This window comes from Streptomyces sp. NBC_01622, assembly GCF_045209635.1.
In the GTDB taxonomy this organism is placed as follows: Bacteria; Actinomycetota; Actinomycetes; order Streptomycetales; family Streptomycetaceae; genus Streptomyces.
The window spans coordinates 11,208,299-11,230,140 of sequence record NZ_CP109293.1 but is presented as its reverse complement, the minus strand read 5'-3'; the positions used below and the strand labels follow the sequence as shown (position 1 = coordinate 11,230,140).

At 70.2% G+C, this 21,842-nt stretch carries 15 protein-coding genes and 1 pseudogene; 11 read left to right on the top strand and 5 right to left on the bottom strand.

From position 1 onward, the window contains the following. Positions 1–2: 2 nt before the first annotated feature. Positions 3–1,025, bottom strand: a complete 1,023-nt coding sequence (locus tag OH768_RS51840; protein ID WP_406464496.1) for a LacI family DNA-binding transcriptional regulator — start codon at positions 1,023–1,025, stop codon at positions 3–5. A 191-nt stretch (positions 1,026–1,216) separates the two neighbouring features. On the opposite strand from OH768_RS51840, the gene OH768_RS51835 reads away from it, so the two are divergent. The 8 genes from OH768_RS51835 to OH768_RS51800 all read left to right on the top strand — a co-directional run bounded on the left by OH768_RS51835 (position 1,217) and on the right by OH768_RS51800 (position 13,397). Further along, a complete protein-coding gene (locus OH768_RS51835) occupies positions 1,217–2,488 on the top strand; it encodes an ABC transporter substrate-binding protein (RefSeq protein ID WP_406464495.1) in 1,272 nt (423 codons plus the stop codon). Between the two features lie 10 nt (positions 2,489–2,498). After that, a complete protein-coding gene (locus tag OH768_RS51830; protein WP_406464494.1) occupies positions 2,499–3,389 on the top strand; it encodes a carbohydrate ABC transporter permease in 891 nt (296 codons plus the stop codon). Beyond that, on the top strand, positions 3,386–4,294 hold the full coding sequence (locus OH768_RS51825; RefSeq protein ID WP_406464492.1) for a carbohydrate ABC transporter permease: 909 nt from the start codon (positions 3,386–3,388) through the stop codon (positions 4,292–4,294). Before OH768_RS51830 ends, OH768_RS51825 begins: the two co-directional genes overlap by 4 nt. Next, a complete protein-coding gene (locus OH768_RS51820) occupies positions 4,291–6,948 on the top strand; it encodes a hypothetical protein (RefSeq protein ID WP_406464490.1) in 2,658 nt (885 codons plus the stop codon). The genes OH768_RS51825 and OH768_RS51820 overlap by 4 nt, the downstream gene beginning before the upstream one ends. Positions 6,949–6,986: 38 nt before the next feature. Next, positions 6,987–8,690 (top strand): class I mannose-6-phosphate isomerase, encoded by a 1,704-nt coding sequence (locus OH768_RS51815; RefSeq protein WP_406464488.1) that lies wholly within the window; start codon positions 6,987–6,989, stop codon positions 8,688–8,690. Continuing rightward, entirely contained in the window at positions 8,687–9,613 is a 927-nt protein-coding gene (locus tag OH768_RS51810; RefSeq protein ID WP_406464486.1) for an ROK family protein, read from the top strand. Before OH768_RS51815 ends, OH768_RS51810 begins: the two co-directional genes overlap by 4 nt. A gap of 19 nt (positions 9,614–9,632) precedes the next feature. Next, positions 9,633–12,509 (top strand): glycosyl hydrolase family 95 catalytic domain-containing protein, encoded by a 2,877-nt coding sequence (locus OH768_RS51805; RefSeq protein ID WP_406464483.1) that lies wholly within the window; start codon positions 9,633–9,635, stop codon positions 12,507–12,509. A gap of 108 nt (positions 12,510–12,617) precedes the next feature. Then, positions 12,618–13,397 carry a transglutaminase domain-containing protein gene (locus OH768_RS51800; RefSeq protein WP_406464481.1) on the top strand — a complete coding sequence of 260 codons (780 nt, stop codon included), beginning with the start codon at positions 12,618–12,620 and terminating at the stop codon, positions 13,395–13,397. 15 nt (positions 13,398–13,412) lie between these two features. Here OH768_RS51800 and OH768_RS51795 read toward each other — a convergent pair whose 3' ends face one another. Together OH768_RS51795 and rutA are read right to left on the bottom strand one after the other, a co-directional pair. Beyond that, positions 13,413–14,045, bottom strand: a complete 633-nt coding sequence (locus tag OH768_RS51795) for an isochorismatase family protein (protein WP_406464479.1) — start codon at positions 14,043–14,045, stop codon at positions 13,413–13,415. A gap of 96 nt (positions 14,046–14,141) precedes the next feature. Next, positions 14,142–15,215, bottom strand: a complete 1,074-nt coding sequence (rutA, locus tag OH768_RS51790) for a pyrimidine utilization protein A (RefSeq protein WP_406464477.1) — start codon at positions 15,213–15,215, stop codon at positions 14,142–14,144. Positions 15,216–15,546: 331 nt separating this feature from the next. Here rutA and OH768_RS51785 point away from each other — a divergent pair, with 331 nt between their 5' ends. Together OH768_RS51785 and dacB are read left to right on the top strand one after the other, a co-directional pair. After that, positions 15,547–18,510 carry a SpoIIE family protein phosphatase gene (locus OH768_RS51785; RefSeq protein ID WP_406464476.1) on the top strand — a complete coding sequence of 988 codons (2,964 nt, stop codon included), beginning with the start codon at positions 15,547–15,549 and terminating at the stop codon, positions 18,508–18,510. Positions 18,511–18,653: 143 nt separating this feature from the next. Next, positions 18,654–19,973 (top strand): D-alanyl-D-alanine carboxypeptidase/D-alanyl-D-alanine-endopeptidase, encoded by a 1,320-nt coding sequence (gene dacB / locus OH768_RS51780; RefSeq protein WP_406464475.1) that lies wholly within the window; start codon positions 18,654–18,656, stop codon positions 19,971–19,973. A gap of 18 nt (positions 19,974–19,991) precedes the next feature. Here the strand turns inward: dacB and OH768_RS51775 are convergent, their stop codons facing one another. Further along, a complete protein-coding gene (locus OH768_RS51775; RefSeq protein WP_406464473.1) occupies positions 19,992–20,765 on the bottom strand; it encodes a maleylpyruvate isomerase family mycothiol-dependent enzyme in 774 nt (257 codons plus the stop codon). A gap of 591 nt (positions 20,766–21,356) precedes the next feature. Further along, complete coding sequence (locus tag OH768_RS51770) at positions 21,357–21,533, bottom strand: transposase (RefSeq protein ID WP_406464471.1); 177 nt, start codon at positions 21,531–21,533, stop codon at positions 21,357–21,359. 19 nt (positions 21,534–21,552) lie between these two features. On the opposite strand from OH768_RS51770, the pseudogene OH768_RS51765 reads away from it, so the two are divergent. Beyond that, positions 21,553–21,837, top strand: a pseudogene (locus OH768_RS51765) (transposase); the annotation flags it as partial. Positions 21,838–21,842: the final 5 nt, after the last annotated feature.

The following is a 21,842-nucleotide window of genomic DNA, read 5'->3' as shown; positions in this document are numbered from 1 at the left end:
CGTCAGACCGGCACCTCACCCGACCCCCGAACCCTCAACGTGACCGGCACGACCACCGACTGCACCGGGCGCGCCGGGTCGGCGATGCGGGCGCGGAGGAGTTCGACGGCCGTTCGGCCGATCTCGGCGGTCTGCTGGGCGATGACGGTGAGGGCGGGTTGCAGGAGGTCGGCCAAGGGGACCTCGTCGAAGCCGACCAGGGCCAGGCGGGAGGCCGACTGCGGGCCCAGGTGTCGTAGGACGGCGAGGGTGGTGTCCATGTTGCCGGTGACCAGGGCGGTTGCCGGGGCCGGGCCGTGGAGGGCGGTGGACAGGGCCGCGGCCACGCGTTCCGGGGTGATCTCGCCGGGGTGCACCAGGCCCTCGACCGCCTCGCCGTGGGCGCCGAGGGCCGCGCGGAAGGCCGCGGCGCGCTCGCGGCCGGAGAAGACGCGTTCGCTGTCGCCGATGTAGGCGATCCGGCGGTGGCCGTGCTGGTGGAGGTGGTGGAAGGCCATGCCGATGCCGGAGGCGTTGTCGGACATCACACAGTCCACGGAGACCCCGCTCATCGGACGGTCCATCGCCACCAGCGGGACACCCGCGTCCAACTCCGGCTGCAGATAGGCGTGGTTCTCGCCGAACGGCTCGACGATGATGCCGTCGAGACGCTGCCGGCACATGGAGATCAGGATGTCGTGCTCCCTGGTCTCGTCGAAGTCCGTGGAGGCGGCGAAGAGGGTCAGGCCGGCGTCCCTGGCGGTCCGTTCGATGGCGGCCAGTTCGGGGTTGACCTCGGCGATCCTGCGGACGGCCGCGCCGATCGTGCCGGTGACGCCGGTGCGCAGCTGGCGGGCGCGGTCGTCGGGGCGGTAGTTCAGCGCGGCGATCGCGGCCTCGACCTTGGTGACGTACTCCGGTCCCACTGTGGGGTCCTGGTTGACCACCCGGGAGACGGTGCGCAGGGCCACCCCGGCCTCGCGTGCGACGTCGACCATCGTCGGGCGCCGGGGCCGTCCCCCGCTCTCGCGCCGTGCTTGCGTCATCCGGCAGCTCCTCCTCGGATCCCTGAACGTGAATCCCTCGAAACATCGGACCGATATCAGACCGGCCCTTGACACATTCCCGCAACGCGCTTCTATCCTCGCGATAACGTTATCCCGAGGAGCCGCGAGGTGTCGATCCTGTTGGGTCCACCCCCGCCCGTCGGGCCGCATCGTCCCTTCAGGAGACTTCCATGAGGCGCAAACGTCCGACCGTTGTCTGCCTCGCCGCAGCGCTCGCCCTGACCGGATGCTCTGCCGCGTCGACCGGGGGCACGAAGGGCGGCAGCTCCCTGACCTACCTCACCTTCGAGACTCCCAGCCTGACCGCGACGTTCTGGAACACCTCGATCGCGGACGCCGAGAAGAAGGTCCCGGGCGTCTCGGTGAAGAAGATCGTCGCGCCGAGCACCGACCGGGACGCCTACGCCAAGCAGTTGCAGGCCTCCGGGCAGTTCCCGGATCTGCTCCAGTCGATCACCCCGTCGACGTTCGCGACGGCCGGGCTGCTCAAGCCGTACGACCAGAAGTGGGTGGACGCCAACTTCCTGCTGCCGCTGGGCAACGCCTACAAGGGGAAGGTCTACATCCCGCCGACCAACTCGCAGATCATCCCCGAGGTCTTCTACGACAAGAAGCTGTTCGCCAAGGCCCACATCGCCCAACCGCCCAGGACCTGGGCGGAGTTCATGTCCGTGTGCGCCAGGCTCAAGGCGGCCGGTGTCACCCCGGTCGAGCTGGGCGGCGGCGATCCGTTCTCGGCGTCGATGCCATTGGCCGGCATCCTCTCGGCCGACGTGCTGGGCAAGAACCCGAACTGGCTGAAGGAACGCTACGCGGGCAAGGTCAAGTTCACCGATCCCGACGTCAAGGCGGCGGTGGGCAAGTACCGGACGATGGTGAAGAACGGCTACTTCGAGGACGGCGCCCTGGGCGTCAAGTACGCCGACTCCATCACGAACTTCACGTCCGGCAAGACCGCGATGTACATGATGGGCAGCTGGTTCCTCGGTGCGGTGCCCAAGGACCACGCCGACGACTTCGGCGCCTTCCTGACCCCGACCGAGGACGGGTCGCTCGTGGTGCCGTTCTCGGTGGGCGGCTCCATGGCCATCAGCGCCAAGACGAAGGACCCCGCGAAGGCGACGGCGTTCGCCGAGGCCTGGTCGCTCGCCCCGGCCAACTACAAGGCCCTGATCGAGGGTGACGGCGCGTTCCCGATGCTCAAGGGCAAGACCCTGGACGACTACGGCGTCAACGTCACCAAGGTCTTCAAGGACTCGTACTCCTACGTCACCCAGCAGAACACGAAGGTCTCGTCGTTCGGCTGGGCGACCAACGACGACTCCATGCCCTCGGGGCTCAACAACGCCTTCTACGCGGCCAGTCAGGCGCTGTTCTCCTCCGACGACGTCGACGGACAGCTGGCCAAGCTGGACGCCGCCTGGGACTCGGCGACGAAGTAAGGAAGCCGCCATGACCACCCGAATCCGCCCTCGCCGCGGCGACCCCGCCCTGGGCGCGATCGCGCTCCTCGCCCTGGGCCTGTACGCCCTGTTCATCGTCGTGCCCGTGCTGATGAGCGCCTGGAAGAGCCTCACCAACGAGAACCCGCTGCTGGCGCGCGCCGACTTCGTCGGTCTCTCCAACTACCGGGAGATGGTGCACGACAGCGCCCTGGCCGACAGCCTCGGCTTCACGCTCCTGCTGGCCGGCGCGGTGACGGTCGTCGCCAACGCCGCCGGTATCGGCTTCGCGATGGTGCTCAACCGGACCTCGCTGAGCTTCCGGATGATGCGTACCCTCGCGTTTCTGCCGCAGGTGCTGTCCGGGGTCATCGTCGGCTACGTCTGGCGTTACATCCTGGCCCGGGACGGCATCCTCGACAACGTCCTGGTCTCGCTGGGGATCATCGACAGGCCGATCACCTGGCTGGGCAGTCCGCACCTGGCGGTCCTGTCCGTGGGGATCGTCTCTGCCTGGGTGCTGACCGGGTTCACCACCGTCGTCCACCTCGCCGCGCTCCAGTCGATCCCCGTGGAGCTGTACCAGGCCGCGATGGTCGACGGGGCCGGCCGCTGGCAGCGGTTCCGCCGGATCACGTTCCCGATGCTGGCCCCGGGCACCACCATCAGCGTCACCATCTCGCTGATCACCATGCTGAAGCTCTACGACATCATCACCGTGCTCACCTCGGGCGGACCGGCCAACTCCACACAGTCCACGGCCCTTTACATCATCCAGCTCGCCTTCACGGACGACCGCTACGGCTATGCCTCGGCCGTCGCGATGCTCCTGCTCGTCGTCTCGATCGTGATCGCGCTGTCCGTGACCGCCCTGCTGCGCCGCCGGGAGGTGGACCTGTGAGCACGTCGACCTCGCACCGGCCCATGACACACGGGCGGACGGCGACACCTCCGGCCGCACCGGTGCGGCGCGGGAGCCGCCGTCCCTGGGCCGGGCGCGGACACCTCGTGGCAGCCGCGCTGCTCACGCTGGCCTTCGTCAGCCCGGTCTATCTGACGATCGTCAACGCCTTCAAGACGCAGGACCAGATCGTCCGCGATCCGGCGGCTCCCCCGGCCCCGCCGACCGCCCACAACCTGTCGGACGCGCTCGCCCGGCCCGACCGGATCGTCCAGATCGGGCTGACCAACTCGGCGGTCACCGTGGTCGTTTCGGTGCTGCTGATCATCCCGCTGGGCGCGGCCCTCAGCTTCTGGCTGTCCCGCCGTTCGGCCCGGCTGCGCAGGATCGTGCTGGCGGGCTTCGCCGCCGGCCTGATGATCTCGCCCGCGGTGGTGCTGCTGCCCACCATCCGCGTCCTGACCTTCCTGCACCTGGACCACACCTATCCGGGCCTCGTCCTGGCCAACGTCGGCGGCGGCTATCTCTCGTTCGCGGTGTTCGTCTACTCCGGGTTCCTGCGGTCGATCCCCGGCGAGATCATCGAGGCCGCGACCGTGGACGGCGCCGGGAGCCTGCGGATCTGGCGGACGATCGTCATGCCACTGCTGCGCCCGGCCACCGCGACCGTCACGATCTTCCTGTCGCTGTGGATCTGGAACGACTTCATGAATCCGCAGTTCATCCTCGGCCCGCTGCACGGCCAGACGATCACGACAGGGCTTTATCTGTCGGTCGGTCAGTACTCCACCAACTACGCCCAGTTGTTCGGCGTGATGTTCCTGGCGGCGGTCATCCCCGTCGCCGGCTACCTCGCGCTGCAGAAGCAGTTCATCGCCGGACTGACCTCGGGAGCCACCAAGTGACCACGAAGACCGACGAGCAGACCGTCGGCATCGGCGGGACGGGCGTCCCCGACCTCGCCGACGTCGCCGGGCACTGGGTCGGCGCCGAAGAGATCGCGCATCTGCCCTCCCTGCGCAACCAGCAGGGCCAGGCCCATGTCAACCACGACCTGACCTCCCTGTCCTGGCTGGCCGCCCCACCCTTCACCTTCGGCTACCACACCGGCGAGCTGCGCGTCGACGGCCAAGTCCCGGCCGCGCAGCGGTTCTTGTGGAAGCCGTGGGGCGTACTGCGCGAACACCGCCGCGCGGACGGCCTGTTGGTGACCACCGACACCCGCATGGCCCTCAACCGGGATCTGCTCCTGTGGCGGATCGAGGTCACCAACGACAGCGCCGAGGCCCGGACCGTCGAGCTGATCCAGGACCTCTTCGTGATGGCCGCCCACTCCGAGGTCGGCTACGGCTGGCTCTACGACGGCCCGTGGAACCACGGAATGCGCCACGATTTCATGGCACTTGAGCGCATCCGGGCCACGACGGGAGGCGGCGAGCCGCACTACCTCCTCTCCCCCGCGTCCCGGCGCCTCCGCCTCGGCAAGCCCCGCGTCCCCGGAATCCAGCGCGACGAGGACCACGGCCCGATGCTCCTGGACGACGCGCTCCCCGCGCACGTCAGCCACGACAAGGTCCCGGAACCTCGGGCCGGTGTCGCAGGAGCCGTACGGCGGCTGCGGGTGGCGGGGGCCGACGGCGAGGTGATCCTGCGGACGGCCGACGAGCCGATCGCGTTGACACCCGACGGCGAGACGACGCTCGCCCCCTTCGCCCTCTCCCCCGGCCTGACGATCGGCTTCGAGCTGCGGCTCGACGCGGCGGGCCAGTCCGGGACCGTGCTCACCCACGGCAACCACCCCGACTCGCTGCAGATCGGCGTCGAGGACGGCCGGCTGTGGCTCGGCATCACGGGAGAACGGGAGTTCACCGACGCCGAACTCCCCGTCGGGGCCTGGCGCCGGATTCGTATACAGGTGGAGGCCGACCACGTCGTACTGCGGCTCGCGGGCGCCGAGATCGCCCGCACCCGGCACTGGACGGAGTCCCAGCGCTGGGTGTCCCGTGTCGAGGACGGCACGGTCGCCTTCTCGGACTCGCGGTCACCGGCGCGCGCCGTCCACGCCTTCGCCGGGCCGCCCGCCGAACTCCGGGCCGCGGGCCCCGGCGGCCGGGCGACCTGGACCCACCGGATCGAACCCGGGGGGCGCGTGAGTGTCGGGATCGTCTGCGCGTACGGAACCGACGCCGACGCCGTCTCGGCCCAAGCCCGGGCCGCCGCCGCGGACTTCGAGGTGACTGCGCGGGCCGGGGAGGACGGCTGGCGGCGGCTGTGGGCCAACATGTTCACCCCGGGCAACCCCGACTTCTCCGGGCACCTGCCGACCTTCACGACCGAGGACGCCGGCCTCGCGCGCACCTACTACATGGGCGCGCTGCAGACGCTGTACCTGCGCAACACCCGCATCCGTCCGGGCGAGCCGGTGTTCCTCACCGGCGGCCCCCGGCTCGGGCCGACCACCACGTACTTCTGGGACCACTGCGAGTGGAGCCGCCTGTACGCCCTGCTGGAGCCGGCCGGGCTGCGCTCCTGGCTGCTGCGGGTGCTGGCCGGGCCCTACCGCGACTCCTTCGGTGTCGAGAATCTCGGCGGCGGGCCCCTGGGCAATGCCTACAGTTCCACCGACTACGCCCTGTTCCGACTGATCGAGCACTACGTCTGCGTCACCGGCGACTTCGCCTTCCTCGACGAGACGACCGGCGGGACCACGGTCCTCGGCCACGTGGAACGGCTCGGTCTTGGCTGGCGCGAGCGCCGCAACCCGGTCACCGGGGGCGTGCTCGCCGACTTCGGAGCCGATCCATGGCAGTTGCTGGAGTGCGTGCCCACCTACACCGGTGTCGTCGCCTCCTTCAACGGTGCCTACGTCGCCGCCGCGCGCTCGCTCGCCGGACTGTACCGACGGCTCGGCCGCACGGAGGAGGCCGAGCGGACCGAGGCCGAGGCCGGTCAACTGGCCGCCGCACTGCTGGACTTGTACGCCGGATCGGGCCGCTGGCGGATACTGCGGCCGGACGGGACCGACACGATCGGGCACTGTCTGGACTTCGGTCTGGTCGCGGCGGCCCTCCACCGCGAACTCCCGGACGGGACACGGCGGGAGATGGCCGACTTCGTCAACGACCGTCTACTGGTGGGCGGTTGGATGCGGGCGCTGAGTCCCGACGACCCGATCGCCGCCGCCTCCGACCGTCCCGACCACGGCGCGGCGGGCGCCTTCGCCGCCTGGCCCGGCGTCACCGCCCACGGCCTGGCCCGCCTCGGTTTCCGCGACCGGGCGATCGCTCTCCTGCGCGGCCTCTCCTCCGCCGCGTCGGGCGGGTTGTGGGGCCAGGCCATGGAGATCGTCACCGGTCCGGACGGGCGGCACCGAGCCCGGGTCGCCGAGCGCGGCACCGCCGTGCGCGACAACATCGCGGGCGCGGCCGGAGCCGAGGCGGTGCTGTCGGCCCTGTTCGACATCAACCCGACCTTCGCGACCGCGGGCACCACCGCACTGCCGGCCGTCCTGTCCGTCGAGGGCGTCGGCAGGCTCACGCAGCTCGGACCGGTCTCTTGAACGACCGGGACCGTACTCACAGAAGGGCTGAGACCGTCATGCCGGCAGTTCGCGGCTACGAAGCCGAGCCGTGCCACAGCATCACAGGAGAGGTCGGCCTCGGGTACCGGGAGGCGGTCGCCGGCCTCACGGCCGGGCTGGTCCTCGCCGTCGACGGCCCGGTGGCCGTCGACTGGGAGACGGTCGCCGCCGGTATCCGCGACGCGCTGGCCGCCCGCGACATCACGGCCAAGCAGATCGACATGCGCGAGCACTTCGCCCCCTGGCCGGACATCCTCGCCCTCACCGCGTCCGCGGTGCTGGCGGACGACCCGGACTTCGCCCCCTTGTCCCGGGCGGGCCTCGCCGACTTCTTCGCCGAGCTGCCCGCGCCCGAGGCCCGCGCCGACTCCGTCACCGTCGTCTTCGGACCGGGCGCGGCCCTGGTGTCGTACGACCTGCTCTGGTACGCGGACCTGCCCAAACGCCATGCCGAGGCCGGGATCACCGGTGGGAGCGGCCGCAATCTGGGGCAGCCGGCCGGTACCGGAGCGGGTACGACCCGGCGGTTGTTCTACATCGACTGGCCTGTCCTGGACCGGCATCGCGACTCGCTCGTCGGTGATGTCGACCTGTGGCTGGACACCCAACAGCCGCAGGATCCGGCCTGGTTGGCAGGCGCCGCGCTGCGCGAGGCGCTCGGTGGTCTGGCCGGGCGGCCGTTCCGTACCCGGCCCACCTTCAACACCACGTCGTGGGGCGGGCATTGGGCCCAGGAACAGCTCGGCTTCAACCGCGAGGCGCCCAACACCGCGCTCGGCTACGAGCTCATCGCGCCGGAGAGCGGCATCCTCGTCGGCACACCCGACGGCCCGCGCGTCGAGGTCCCGCTCCAGGCGCTGGTCGCGCTGCATCCCGAGGAGATCCTCGGCGAGGGCGTGCACGCGACGTTCGGCACCTCGTTCCCGATCCGCTTCGACTATCTCGACACCGTCGGCGGCGGCAACCTGTCCGTCCACTGCCACCCGCGCTCCGACTACATGCGGCGGGTCTTCGGCTGGCCGTACACCCAGCACGAGACGTACTACATGATGCTCGGCGGACCCGGCCGCAAGGTCTTCCTCGGCCTGCACGAGGGCGCCGACCTGACGGCCTTCCGGCGCGAGGCGGACCGGGCGTTCCACGACGGCGTCCCGTTCGACATCGAACGTCACGTCCAGACCTTCCCCGCCGACCCGCATCAGCTCTTCCTCATCCCGGGCGGCACGCCGCACGGCAGCGGCGAGGGCAATGTCGTACTCGAAATCAGCGCTACGCCCTACCTCTACAGCCTTCGCTTCTACGACTGGCTGCGCACCGACCGCGCGGGGAAGCGGCGGCCGGTGCACGTGGACCACGCCTTCGAGAACCTCGATCCCGACCGGTCGGGCAAAGCCGTGGCGAGGGACCTGGTGCAGCAGCCGCGCACCCTGCGCTCGGGCCCAGGCTGGCGCGAGGACGTCATCGGCCGGCTCCCGGAGATGTTCTTCGAGGTCCGGCGCCTCGAACTGGCCCCGGACGCCGTCGTGGACGACGACACGGACGACCGCTTCCACGTCCTCAATGTCGTGGCGGGGGACGGAATCCTCCTGGAGACGAGCGGCGGGCACTCCTACGAACTGGCCTACGCCGAGACGCTGACCGTACCGGCCTCGGTCGGCGCCTACCGGGTGCGGGCCCTCGGCGCGGGACCGGTGCGCTGTGTGAAGGCCCTGGTGCGATGAGTCCCGGCGACAAGGGTGTCGTTCCGGTGCTGGAGGTCGGCGGTACGCATGTGACCTCGGCGTGTGTGGACATCGGGACGCGCGGTCTGCGGTCCGGACGGTCGTTCCGTGAGCCGATGGACGGGGACGGAAGTGCCGAGGAGATACTGTCCGCCCTCGTCCGGTGTGCGAGGCGCCTGGCCACCGACGGCTCGGGTCCGTGGGCCGTGGCGCTGCCCGGTCCCTTCGACTACGAGCGCGGGTTCGGGCGGTACGAAGGGGTGGGCAAGTTCGACGCCCTGCGGGACTTCGATCTCCGTACCGCCCTGACGGCCGCGCTGCCCGGTGCCACCGCGGTCAGTTTCTGGAACGACGCCGATGCGTTCGTCCTCGGTGAGTGGTGGGCCGGGGCGGCGCGCGGGCACCGGTCCGTCGCCGGGATCACCCTCGGCACCGGGGTGGGCTCCTGCTTCCTGCGGGACGGCCGCATGGTGCGGCAGGGGCCCGGGATCCCGCCCGACGGCCGGGTCCACACCTTGCGGTACGCGGGCAGGCCGGTCGAGGAGACGGTGTCCCGGCGTGCCCTGCGGCGGGCCTACGCGCGGGCCACCGGCGCCTCGCCGCCCGACGTCCGGGAGATCGCCCGGCGGGCGCGGGAGGGCGACGAAGCGGCGGCCGACGTGTTCGGCGAGGCGTTCAGCGCCCTGGGAAGGGTGCTGGGCCCGTCGCTCGCGGCCTTCGAACCGACCGTTCTCGTGGTCGGGGGTGCCATCGCGGGCGCCTGGGATCTCGTGGCCGAACCACTGCGGGCGGGGCTCGACGAGGCCGATCACGCCCGCACCCGGCACATCGTCGTCACCCCGGCGCAGCAACCGACTCAAGCCCCCCTGCTCGGCGCGGCCTACCTGGCCACGGCGTGCGGTGAGGACCCTCGTGAAAGATGAGCAGAAAGGTCACACCGTAGTGGCATCCTCACTTCGCTACCGGAGACGCATCAGCACCCTGCTGGCCTCGGCCCTCGTGGTCATCGGCCTGACCACCCTCCAAGGCGGCCCGTCCGCCACGGCCGCCGTGCAGACCGTCGCCGATCCCACCGCGGACCAAGCCCTGCGTACCGTCGGCCAGTTCAAGGGCGAGTGGGACTCCCCGCCCACCGTCCTGGCGAACGGCGAGACGGTCGACGCCCCGCTCATGGGCAACGGTGACGTCGGTGTCGCGGTCGGCGGCTCGATCGACGACCAGACCTTCTATCTCGGCAAGAACGACTTCTTCTCCACCGCCACCAACGGCATCGAGCCGCTGGGCCGGATCGTGCTAGCCGTCCCCGGGCTGGCGGGCGCCGGCCATCACGTCGTACAGGACATCGCCCGGGCACAGGTCGAGGGCACCTACACCCTCGGCAACCAGACGCTCTCGTCCAGGAGTTGGGTCTCCGCCACCGAGAACCTGTTCGTCACCACCCTGCGGCTGTCCGGCTCACGCGCCCAGGACGTGACCGTCACCGTGCAGGACGGCCTCGGGAAGACTCCGTCAACTACCAGCAGCAAGGGGGTACTTGACGCCGACGTACAGGCAGGCACCACCGACGCGCCCGGCAACCCGCACGCCCGCATCGCGACGAGCGTGCGCGGCACGACCGTGAGACCGGCGGGCAACCGGATCAGCCTCACCCTCAAGCCCGGCGTGACCTACACCCTCGCCGCGGCGATACAGAGCAGTCATGACACGCCTCGCTACGAGTCCGTCGCCCACGCGACGGCAGCTGCGCTCACCCAAACCGAGCTGGCCAAGCTGTACTTGGCCCACGAGTCCTGGTGGCGTGCCTATTGGTCGCGGTCGTTCGTGCAGATCCCGGACCAGGCGGTGGAGAAGAGCTGGTACGGCTCCCTCTATCTCCTCGGCTCGGTCTCGCGCGCCGGGAAGTACGCCCCGGGCCTGTGGGGCAACTGGACCACCGGGCCCATGAATTGGTACGGCGACTACCACGCCAACTACAACTACGAGGCGGCGTTCTACCCGGCGCTGTCCACCAACCACGTTGCCCAGATGGGCAGTTACGACGACCCGATCCTGGACTGGATGCCGAGAGGCAAGGCCAAGGCGGCGGCAGCGGGCTACAAGGGGGTGCTCTACCCAGTGGGCATTTCCCCCAACGGCACCAGCGCCGCCGACGACCTCTACAACCAGAAGTCCGACGCCGTGAACTTCGCCAGCGACATGGTCATGAAGTACGAGTACACCGGCAGCGCCTCGTACGCGCGCAAGGTCCTCCCCTACCTCCAGCAGGTCGGACTGTTCTGGCAGGACTACCTGACCTGGGACGCGGCCACGGGCACGTACAACATCGAGAACGACGCGCCGCAGGAAGGCGGCGTCTACCCGCAGACCAACAGCATCCTGTCCCTCGGCCTGGTGCACCTGCTGTTCCAGGGCCTGATCGACATGAGCCAGGACCTGCACGTCAACGCCTCGCAGATCCCCACCTGGCAGCACATCGACAGCCATCTCGCGCCGTTGCCCACGATGACGAGAAACGGCCAGACCGTCTTCCGGCAGACCTCGGAAGGCTCCAGCTGGGTCACGGACGGCAACGACGTCGCCGTCCAGGCCGTCTACCCGGGCCTGCAAGTGGGGTTGAACAGCTCCGCCGACCTGCTCGCGACCGCGCGCAACACCGTCGAGCAGCTGAACAACTGGCACAGCGACAACTCCCCGGCCACCCTGTACGCGGCGGCGGCGATGGCCGGCTACAACCCCAGCACCCTGATGGAGGAATTGCACTCCGAGGCCACCGCCTACTCCTACCCGAACATGGCGGTGCACCACTACGGCGGCGGCATCGAGAACCTCAACGTCACTACCTCGGGGCTCGACGAGATGCTCCTGCAGTCCGCGCAGCACGACATCAAGGTCTTCCCGAACTGGCCCACCGACTCCAACGCCAAGTTCGGCGGCCTGCTCGCCTACGGCAACTTCGAGGTGTCCAGCAGCATCCGGAGCAACGCGGTCGAGTACGCCCGGATCACCAGCAGGTCCGGCGGCAACCTCACCTTCACGAACCCCTGGCCCGGCAAGCCCATGGAGTACTACGCGAACGGCGTCCACAAGGGGACTCTCTCGGGCGCAACCATCAAGCTGGACACGGCCGTTGGCGAGACGGTCGACCTCGCGCCGGCAGGTACCACCGAGGCCACCATCCGGCACGAGCTGTCCCAGCCGGCCAAGTCCGCGACGACCTCCGCGCTCACCACGGGCTTCGAGACCGGCCAGCCCCAGCCGACCTGGACCGACACCGTCGACAACGTCGACACCCACGGCGACGGCAACTACGGCATCACCGGCCTGTGCTGCGGTCTCACCGGTCCCCAGGCCACGTTGCGCACCGGTGAACAGGCCCACACCGGGGACACGTCGTTGATGTACTCGGGCCGCGCCGACGGCGGTCCGTACGACCACGCGTACATGCAGGTCTACGGCTTCAACGGCGCGCCGCTCACCGTCCGCGGGGACACCACGCTCAGCTACTGGATCTTCCCGCAGTCCAATGCCACCACCCCGTGGGTGGACGCCGGTTCGGACAACAGCAGCTGCGTCGCCGTCGACCTGGTCTTCACCGACGGCAGCAACCTGAGGGACTCGGGTGCCACCGACCAGTCCGGCAACGGGATCCATCCGGCCCGGCAGTGCGGGCACCTGACGCTGGACACCTGGAACCAGGTGACCGTGAACCTCGGTACGGCCAGGGCGGGTCAGTCGATCAGCAAGGTGCTCCTGGGCTTCGACCGCTCGGGCGCCACGGGCGGCTACCGCGGCTACGTCGACGACCTGCGCATCGGTTGACGTAGAGGCAACACATTCAGAGTTGAACACGTTCAACTTCTCCTTCATGATGGTCCTCTCGCCGGACGTCCCTGACCGTCGGGGCCGTCCGACGAGAGGACCATGGTCATGACGAGCTCGCTGCTCACACCGCGAAGGCGTTCCCGCGTCGGCACGACCGGCGGTGTGGCAGCGAAGGGGAGCACGGCCCCGACGCGGATCCTCGACTGGCGGGATCCGCTCGTGGCCTCGCTGCTCGACGGGATCGAGGTGACGGCGGACTCGGAGACCGTCCGCCGGATCGAGACCCTGCGCCACGCCCACCGCCGGATCACCGAGGCGGTCCGGCCGGTGTACTCGGTGCAGGACGAGCGGCCGGTGTCCGAGGTGCTGCGCCGCGGCCGTGGTTCATGCAGCCAGCGGCTCGCCGTACTCGAAGCCGTGGCGCGGGCCGCCGGGGTGGCCACACGGGTGCGCGGTCTGCTGCTGGACGGGACGTTCTGGTATCCGCGCTTTCCCCGGTTGCGCCGGATCGTCCCGGACCGGGTTCTGCTGGCCTGGCCGGAATTCCGTCTTGACGACGTGCCGTCCGCCGCCGGTCCGGCCTCCTGGTTGGCGGTGTCCGAACTCTTCGGCAGCCTTGAGGAGTTGAGCGACGGCCTCGACGCCGGCTTCACCAATTCCGGTTCGGAGACGCTCTTCGAGGCGCTGTCCAGAACGGCGATCGACTGGGACGGCGCCACGCTCTGCCCGACAGCCGGCGCCGGGTGCGACCTCTCGGCCTACGTCGTGGCGGATCTGGGCCACTTCGACTCGCGCGACGAACTCTTCGCCCGGCACGGTCAGACTCTGTGCCCGGTGGCAAGAGTGCTGGCCGAGCCCGTCATGGGGCGGCACCGCGCGGCGTAGCATCCGACGCCCCGGTCAGCCGAAGGAGTCCAAGTACTCCTGGACGCGCCCGATCGGCCACACCTCACCGATCTTGTGCGCGATGTCGAAGAGATTCGCCGCGTGGATGTCGGGATCGCGGTCGCCGACCGCCTCCTCGACCACGATCGGGACGAATCCGTGCTGCATGGCGTCGAGGGCGGTGGCCCGGACGCAGCCGCTCGTCGAGAGTCCGCCGATGAGGACCGTGTCGATACGGCCGGCGGCGAGGTGATCGGCCAGCCCGGTGCCGAAGAAGGCGCTCGGGCACTGCTTCGTCACGGTCAGTTCGCCCGCCGCCGGGGCCAGTCCGTCGATGAACTCGCCGAAGGGGCTGCCTTCGACGAATACCCGCAGGCTCGGCACCTTGCGCAGGAAGACCCCGCCGTCACTGCCGTCCGCCCTCAGCAGCACCCGCGTGACGACCACCGGAATCCCGGCGCGGCGCGCGTCGGCCAGCAGGGTTCTCATCGCGTCGGCCGCCGGTTCGACGCCGGCGTAGAGCGGGCAGTCCGGGTCGACGTAGGCACGGGCGGGGTCCACCAGGATCAGCGCCGGGGAGGTGCCGGGGCTGAGCCGCCCGTCGAGCCCGGCGCGCTCGTAGTCCTCCTGCTGGGAACGACGGGTCATGGCGGCGTCCTTCCTGTCCTGGCGGGTCCGGAGCGACGCCCGGAGCGGTCGGACAGCGGGTGTCCGGCTCCGGGGCCGCGTTCGCGGGGAAGGGGATCAGCTGGACTGGGAGCGGGACTTCATCAGCGGCTGGATACGGGTACCGAAGTTCTCCAGGCCTTCGAGAAAGTCGTCGAAGACGAGCATGATGCCCTTGGTGCCCTCGACCTCGGCGACCTCGTCGAGCATCTTCGCGACGGTCTCGTACGACCCGACCAGTGTGCCCATGTTGAAGTTGACCGCGCCCTCGGGCAGCACGATGGTCCGGGCGGTGGAAGTGTCGTCGGCGGTGGTGTCGGTGGCCGATTCGCCCGCCATGTACGCGAGCGCCGCGTGGTCGGCGTTGTCGTGGTAGTCCTGCCACTTCGCGCGGGCGGCCTCGTCGGTCTCGTCGGCGATGACCATGAAGAGGGAGAGCGCGCCGACGTCACGGCCGGTCTCCTCGGCCGCTTCGACGAGCGTGGCCGTGGTGCCCGACAGCGCCAGGGGCGTGTTGACGCCGCTGCCCAGGATGAAGTTGTACTCGGCGTGCTCGGCGGCGAACCGGATCCCGGTGTTGCTCTGTCCGGCGGCGACGATGTCGATGTGGCCGTCCGCCGGGCGCGGGGACAGCACGCAGTCGTCCATCTCGTAGAACTCGCCCTTGAAGTTGCTGACGCCCTCGCTCCACAGCTCCTTCATCACGGTGACGTACTCGGCGGCGCGGGCGTAGCGGTTGCCGAAGTGTTCGTCGCCGGGCCACAGGCCCATCTGGGAGTACTCGCCGGGAGCCCAGCCGGTGACGATGTTGATGCCGAAGCGGCCGGGGGCGATGGAGTCGATCGTCGTGGCCATGCGCGCGACGATCGCCGGGGGCAGCACCAGGATGGGGGTGGAGGCGTAGAGCTTGATCCGCTCCGTGACGGCGGCCAGGCCCGCCATCAGGGTGAACGACTCCAGGTTGTGGTCCCAGAACTCCGTCTCACCGCCGAATCCCTTGAGCTTGATCATCGACAACGCGAAGTCGAGCCCGTGTTCCTCGGCCTTCTGCACGATGGCCTTGTTCAGCTCGAAGCTCGGTCGGTACTGGGGCGAGCTCTTCGAGATGAGCCAGCCGTTGTTGCCGATGGGGATGAAAACGCCGATGTCCATGCCGCTCCTCGTTGGCGGGTGGGCGGTGAGCCTGACGGTGTGACAACGTGCGGGCGTGATCAAGGGGTTCCGGGACGAGCACGAAGGTAGTCGTCGGTCGTTACCGCTTGCCACCCCTTCCGTGAACGGTGCGCGGTCGGCCGTCCCTGCTGTCGCACAGGGCGCGGCCGTCACGGATGCCGAGTATTGTCGCCGGAGGGAACATCGGCGGCACTCCGATGCAACTCGGCCTGGAATCCTGACTGTTGAGAGCCGTGCGCGACAGCTTGAGCCAAGGTGGGAGTACTGCGGAGAGCGTGTCATGTGAGGCGGGAACGGTAAAATTTACGGTATGAACGCACGTCTGGCTCTGCTCGGAACTGTGGACCCCGGCGTCACCGAGAGCGAAGTCTTCCGGCTGGCACTGCAGCACGCGGTGGGCGAGCTGGGAGCCCTCGGTGGAGCGATTCATCTGCGTGGCCCGATGTCCGCGCTGCGGCTGGTGTCGTCGACCGGTCTGCCTCCCGCCCTGACCCGCCCGTGGGAGATCATCGACCAGGAGGGCCCGACGGCCCCGGCCAGGGCGCTGCACCAGGGCAGTGGTGTGTGGGTTCCGGTGGAGCCCGCGCCCGTGAGCGGGTCCGCGGGCCGGAAGCTCTCGTGGCCCGGTACCGGTCTGGCCGCCGTACCGGTGTCCGGCGGGGACCGCAGCATCGGCGCGCTCACGGTCCTGATGGGCGAGCAGGGTGAGCCCACACCGCGGCAGTGGGCCTTCCTCCGCGACCTGGTCGCCTGGACCGAGGAGCGCATGAGCCAGGCGCCGCCGCCCTCCGGCCCCTCCACGACGGAGCCGGCCGGCCACCGCGACCGGCTGCGGCAGGCGCTGAAGGAGGTCAGCGTCGGTTCGTGGGACTGGGACATCCGCGGCGGCGAGCTGATCTGGGACGAGGCGGCCCTGGAGCTCTACGGCACACGCCCCGAGGACTACACGGCGAGGGTCGAGAACTGGATGGTGTGCGTCCATCCCGACGACCTGCCGCCGACGCTGGACGCGGTGGACCGGGCGATCCGCGAGCACGGCGTGTTCGAGGCCGAGTACCGGGTGCGCCGTCTGGACGGCACCTACGGCTGGACCAGGGCCCGCGGCCGGGCGACCTACGACGAACAGGGCGAGCCCCTCCGGATGATCGGTGTGGGCTGGGAGAGCAACGAGTCCCGGTCCGCCCGGGACTCCCTCAGCCGGGCCCTGCGCCACATGAGCGACGGCTTCCTCGCGGTGGACGACGACTGGCGGATCACCTTCGCCAACCTGGAGGCGGAGCGCACGCTGGGCCTGTCCGAGGAGGAGCTGTTCGGGCGCCTCCTGTGGGAGCTGCCCACGGTACGGAACGTCCCGGGGCTGGAGGACCGCTGCCGGAAGGCCGCGGCCGAGGAGACGCCCGTCGGCTTCGACGCCCAGTTGGAGGGCACCGGCCGCCGCCACCACCTGCGGCTGGTCCCGGGTCCCGACGGGGTCACCCTCTATCTCACCGACGTCACCGAGAAGCGCCAGCACGAGGAGGAGCGCAGGGCGTCCGAGCTGGCGGTGGCCCGGCGCGCGGCCCGGATCGGGGAGCTGACGGCCGCCCTCGCCAAGGCGACGACCTCTCAGGACGTGGTGGCCGCGGTCGCCCGCCGGGTGCTGCCGCCTTTTGCCGCCACCGGACTTCTGGTGCAGGCCATCGAGGGCGACCGGCTGCACACCGTGGGAGCGGACGGCTACCCGGAGGAATTCCTCGGCGTCGTCGACGGCCGCGCCCGGACCCCCGGTGAGCCGTCCTGGGACGTGATCGCGTCCGGCGTGCCGCTGTTCCTCTCCTCGGTCGGGGAGTACGCGGCCCGCTACCCCGAGCTGGCCGCCAGACCGGCCAGGGCCCAGAAGCAGGCGTGGGCGTTCCTGCCGCTGACGGCGTCCGGCCACACCTTCGGCGTCTGCGTCGTGGCCTTCGACCACCCCCGCCGGCTCACCGACGAGGAACGCACCCTCCTCGCCACGATCTGCGCCCTCGTCGCCCAGGCTCTGGAACGAGCCCGGCTCTTCGACGCCGAGCACGACCGTTCCCGCGAGCTCCAGCGCAGTCTGCTCCCCCGGGCACTGCCCGACCTGCCGGCGTGCACCGCCGCCGCCCGCTACCTCCCGGCGGGCCAGGGCATGGACGTGGGCGGCGACTGGTACGACATCATCCCGCTCTCCGGCGGCCAGGTGGCGCTGGTGGTGGGCGACGTGATGGGCCATGGTCTGCCCGAGGCGGCGACGATGGGCCGGCTGCGCACCGCGCTGCACACCCTGGCCGACCTGGAGCTGCCGCCCGACGAGATCATGAGCCACCTGAACGAGCTCGTCGCCGGGATGGGCGAGGAGTCGTACGTGACCTGTCTGTACGCGCTCTACGACTCGACGACCCAGATCTGTTCCATCGCCGGGGCCGGTCATCCGCCACCGGCCGTGGTCCATCCGGACGGCACGGTGCACTTCCCTCAGCTGTCGGCCGACCCGCCGCTCGGCGCGGCTGAACCGCCGTTCGAGACGGTCGAGTTGAAGGTGCCGGAGGGAAGTCTGCTGGTGCTCTACACCGACGGTCTGGTGGAGTCGTCGAAGCGTGAGATGGACGAGGGCATGTCGGATCTGGCGCGGCTGCTGAGCGCGGCGCACCGGTCAGGCGCCGGCGCGGAGGCGGGCTCCGAGCGGCTGGAGCTAGAGCGGCTGTGCGACACCCTCACGGCGGGTCTGCTGCCCGCCGAGCATCCGACGGCCGACGACGCAGCCCTCCTCGTCGCCCGGCTGCACGCCCTGACCCCCGACAGGATCGCCTCCTGGTCGCTCCCCGACGACCCGCGAGCGGCCGGCCAGGCCCGCCGTCATGTGCGGGAGCAGCTGAGCACCTGGGGTCTCGATGATCTGACCCCGACCACGGAACTCCTGGCCAGCGAGCTGGTGGGCAATGTGGTGCGGCATGCCAAGGGCCCGGTCAGCCTGCGCCTGCTGCACGGCGCCGAGCTGATCTGCGAGGTCTTCGACGGCAGTCTGACGATGCCTCGTATCCGGCGTGCCACGGACACGGACGAGGGCGGGCGCGGCCTGCAGCTGATCACCGCCCTCACCCAGCGCTGGGGGACGCGTTACACGTCGACGGGCAAGTGCATCTGGACGGAGCAGGCGCTGACCGCCTCCGGCGCCCGGCAGGAACTGCCGCCCGACGCACTGGAGTTGATGTTCCCCAGCCTGGAGGACTTCACCGGGGACCTCGACTCGCTGCCCTTCGGGGACGAGGACTGACGCGGCACCGTCGCAAATCAGCCAGGCTCCCGCTCTCCACAACGTACCCATGGGTAACGTGAGTTGGAACTGTTACTTTCCCCTTTCAAGATCCCCGGGTCTTTCGTACGTCCCCACTCACACTCCCCTGTACCGAGGCCGCCATGCCCAACTCCCCCTCCACCGACCACGCGAGTGGACGCCACCGCAAGAGCAGAACGGTCAGTCCGATGTTCCGCCGGGCCGCCGTCATCGCGGTGACCGCCCCCGTCGCCGGGACGATCCTGTTCGGCACGTCCGCGTTCGCCGCCGGGCAGACCGCCGCCACATTGGACCCCGCCGAGCAGCAGATCGCGACCAACCTCGACACCCGCATCCAGGACACCCGGCTGGGCACGACGCTCAGCGGTGTGGTCATCGACGCGCAGTCCGACAACGTCGTGTGGGGCCATGACGCGACCACCGCGCTGATGCCGGCGTCCAACACCAAGCTGGCCACCTCGACCGCCGCGCTCACGGTGCTCGGTCCCGATCACCGCTTCACCACGAAGGTCGTCTACGACGCCGGCACCCTCACCCTGGTCGGTGGCGGGGACCGCACCCTGACCTCCGCCGACCTCAATGCGATGGTCACGACCGTCGTCGCGGGCCTGAAGAACGCGGGCCTGACCTCGGTGAAGGTCCAGGTCGACGACAGCCTCTTCCCCGAGCCCTCCCTCGCCATCGGCTGGAACGACGGCTACTACCCCGACTCCATCGCTCCCGTACGGGCGTTGGTGGTCGACGGTCACCACGTCACGGACACGTCCCTGGACGCCGGGCAGACCTTCGCGAAGCTCCTCGCCGCGCAGGGTGTCACGGTCACCGGCAGTGTCACGCACGGCGTCGCGGGCACCGGAGCGGTCCCAGTGGCGGAGCATCAGTCCGCGGCGCTGTCGGCCATCGTGGAGCACATGCTCAAGGTGAGTGACAACGATATCGCCGAGACCCTGCTCAGGATGACGGCGCTCGCCTCCGACCGCCCGGCCACCTTCGAGGACGGTACGGCGGTCGTACGCCAGATCCTCACCCAGTACGGCATCTCGCTGGACAACTTCGAGATCCACGACGGCAGCGGGCTGTCCCGCTCCAACCGCATCCCTGCCCAGACCATCGCCGACATCCTCGACCTGGCCGACGACCCGGCCAACGCCCCGACGCTCAAGTACATCATCGACGGACTGCCCGTCTCGGGCGAGGCGGGTTCGACCCTGGGACCCGAGTGGGGCCGGTTCGACACCGCCGACTCGCAGTGCGCCGTCGGCAAGGTGATGGCCAAGACGGGCACGCTCACCGGCGCGATCGCGCTGAGCGGACTGACGAAAGCGGCGGACGGGGCCTGGAAGATCTTCTCCTTCGTCGAGAACAACTCCACCGCCGACCCCGCCGCGACGAAGGACGCCCTCGACGGCCTCGCCGCCACCGTCAACGGCTGCTGGGCGTAGGGGCGTTCGGGCCGTCGGCTACGGCGCCGTGAAGAGCCCCGGGAAGCGCGGACCGAGCCACGGTCTGCGGCCCCAGGTGATCACCTTGGCGCGGGCCATGGTGGCGGGGGCGGTCCAGCGGCCGAGGGCCAGGAGGAGGAAGGCGACGGGGTCGATGGCGATCGTGCAGTCGGGGCGCCTCGGCGGCTCGTCGCTGACCGTGGGGACGCCGTCGGCGAAGGTGACGGCGAAGCGGTTGCGGCCGGTCCGTACCACGTAGCACGCGTGGTGACCGGCCGCGGCGGCGCTCACCACGCGCGGCATGGCGAGCCGCATGAAGGGCAGCGTGAACGGGACGACGTCCCGGCTCACCATGTGCGGCCGGCGCAGCGCGACCGCGATGTCGTAGCCGTGCCCGAGCAGATGCGTGAGCAGGTACGAGCCCAGGGTGACCAGGTCCATTGGTCCCATGGGGGTCAGCACCTGCTCCTGCGGAGAGCGGCCGGCGGTGTCCGTGACGAAGGCCCGGGCCTGGTCCGCTATCACCGTGCCGAGGACCACCGGATCCCGCTCCGGAAAGGCGGCCAGGGACGCGCTGTTGGCCGCCGCGAGGCCACCGGGTGTCCCGTCGCCGTACGGCCGTATCTTGCCCGCCCCGATGTCCCGCATCAGCTTCCCCGCCAGCGCGAGATGCGCTGCCGCCTCCCCCACCGTCCACTCGGCGCCCGGCAGCGGCGTCCGCGGGTCGGTCCCCGCCGGGAGCAGCGCGGCGATCCGGTCGGCGGTGGCGGTGATGGCGTCCTCGACTGTCATGCACGGGATCGTGTACGGGCCCGGCCGCCGTGTCCAGTGCCGGACCAGGATGGTGACCGTCCGGGTCCGGAACCACGGATCGTCGATGTCCGTCAGACCGAAACGGGGAGACGGCTCGTCAAGAAGGAGCACGTCTCCTGGCAGTGGTGCAGAAGGCGGCCGGCATCGGATTTCCCGCCGTATCTGGTCATCCCAGGCCACCGTCACCCCCTTCAAGGCGGGCGCCACTTTCACGATCCGAACATTGCGGCCCTCAGACGAAGGCGGCCTTGATATCGCCGCCGAAGTAGCAACTGCCCGCCCGGGCCCATGAGGTGTTGGGCGCGCTGACGATGTCTCCGCCGATCGTGGTGCAGCCACTCTCGTTGCACGCCGTGCCGACGACGTAAGCGGCCGGTGGTGCGGCTGGCCCTACGTACTTGCCGTCAGCGGTACGCGAGGTTGTGCACGCGGCAGTTGCCTGGTCCGACTGAGCGGCAGCCGGGGTCGCCAACCCGATCGCGGCCACGGAGGCAACGGCGCACTGGGTTTCGGCTCCACGGCCCTCCCGCTCACGGACGTTTCCGCGCAGCCGGTCGTGGATCTCGGTGATCAGCCCGTGTTCGCGCCGGCGGCAAAGGAAGGCATGGCCCGGCCCCAGGCGGGGAAGTCCACGGGCATCGCCCGCCAGGAGGTCCCGCCCGCGACCAGGTACCGGATCGCGTCCAGCAGCCGACGGTGACAGTAGCCCTCGGGCCGCCCGCCCCGACCCTGGAGCCAGGCCGACACCGGCAGCTACCAAGGGGCCCAACTCCGCCTCGCCCGGCCCCTCGCCGAGGACCTCCGCCGGACCTGGGAACGGCCCACCGCGCCGCGCCGGCTCACCCCCGCCCGGGTCCGCCGGGGGTTCCGCCACCTCCGTGTGAAGACCGCCCGTCCCGCCGACGTGCCCAGACCCTCCAAACCCGGACCCGGACGCCCACCCGGCTCGAAGAACCGCAGGCCAGCCCCACGTCACGAGCCCGGGAAGACCGTGAAACGAATCGAAACCCTCGCCGAACACGTCCGCCTGAAACAGCAGCAGCGAGGTTAATGATC

Excerpts from the sequence above, each read along its gene's own strand:
- OH768_RS51840 (WP_406464496.1), bottom strand. The coding sequence starts at position 1,025 with ATGACGCAAGCACGGCGCGAGAGCGGGGGACGGCCCCGGCGCCCGACG.
- OH768_RS51835 (WP_406464495.1), top strand. The coding sequence starts at position 1,217 with ATGAGGCGCAAACGTCCGACCGTTGTCTGCCTCGCCGCAGCGCTCGCC.
- OH768_RS51830 (WP_406464494.1), top strand. The coding sequence starts at position 2,499 with ATGACCACCCGAATCCGCCCTCGCCGCGGCGACCCCGCCCTGGGCGCG.
- OH768_RS51815 (WP_406464488.1), top strand. The coding sequence starts at position 6,987 with ATGCCGGCAGTTCGCGGCTACGAAGCCGAGCCGTGCCACAGCATCACA.
- OH768_RS51810 (WP_406464486.1), top strand. The coding sequence starts at position 8,687 with ATGAGTCCCGGCGACAAGGGTGTCGTTCCGGTGCTGGAGGTCGGCGGT.
- OH768_RS51800 (WP_406464481.1), top strand. The coding sequence starts at position 12,618 with ATGACGAGCTCGCTGCTCACACCGCGAAGGCGTTCCCGCGTCGGCACG.
- OH768_RS51795 (WP_406464479.1), bottom strand. The coding sequence starts at position 14,045 with ATGACCCGTCGTTCCCAGCAGGAGGACTACGAGCGCGCCGGGCTCGAC.
- rutA (WP_406464477.1), bottom strand. The coding sequence starts at position 15,215 with ATGGACATCGGCGTTTTCATCCCCATCGGCAACAACGGCTGGCTCATC.
- OH768_RS51785 (WP_406464476.1), top strand. The coding sequence starts at position 15,547 with ATGAACGCACGTCTGGCTCTGCTCGGAACTGTGGACCCCGGCGTCACC.
- dacB (WP_406464475.1), top strand. The coding sequence starts at position 18,654 with ATGCCCAACTCCCCCTCCACCGACCACGCGAGTGGACGCCACCGCAAG.
- OH768_RS51775 (WP_406464473.1), bottom strand. The coding sequence starts at position 20,765 with ATGACAGTCGAGGACGCCATCACCGCCACCGCCGACCGGATCGCCGCG.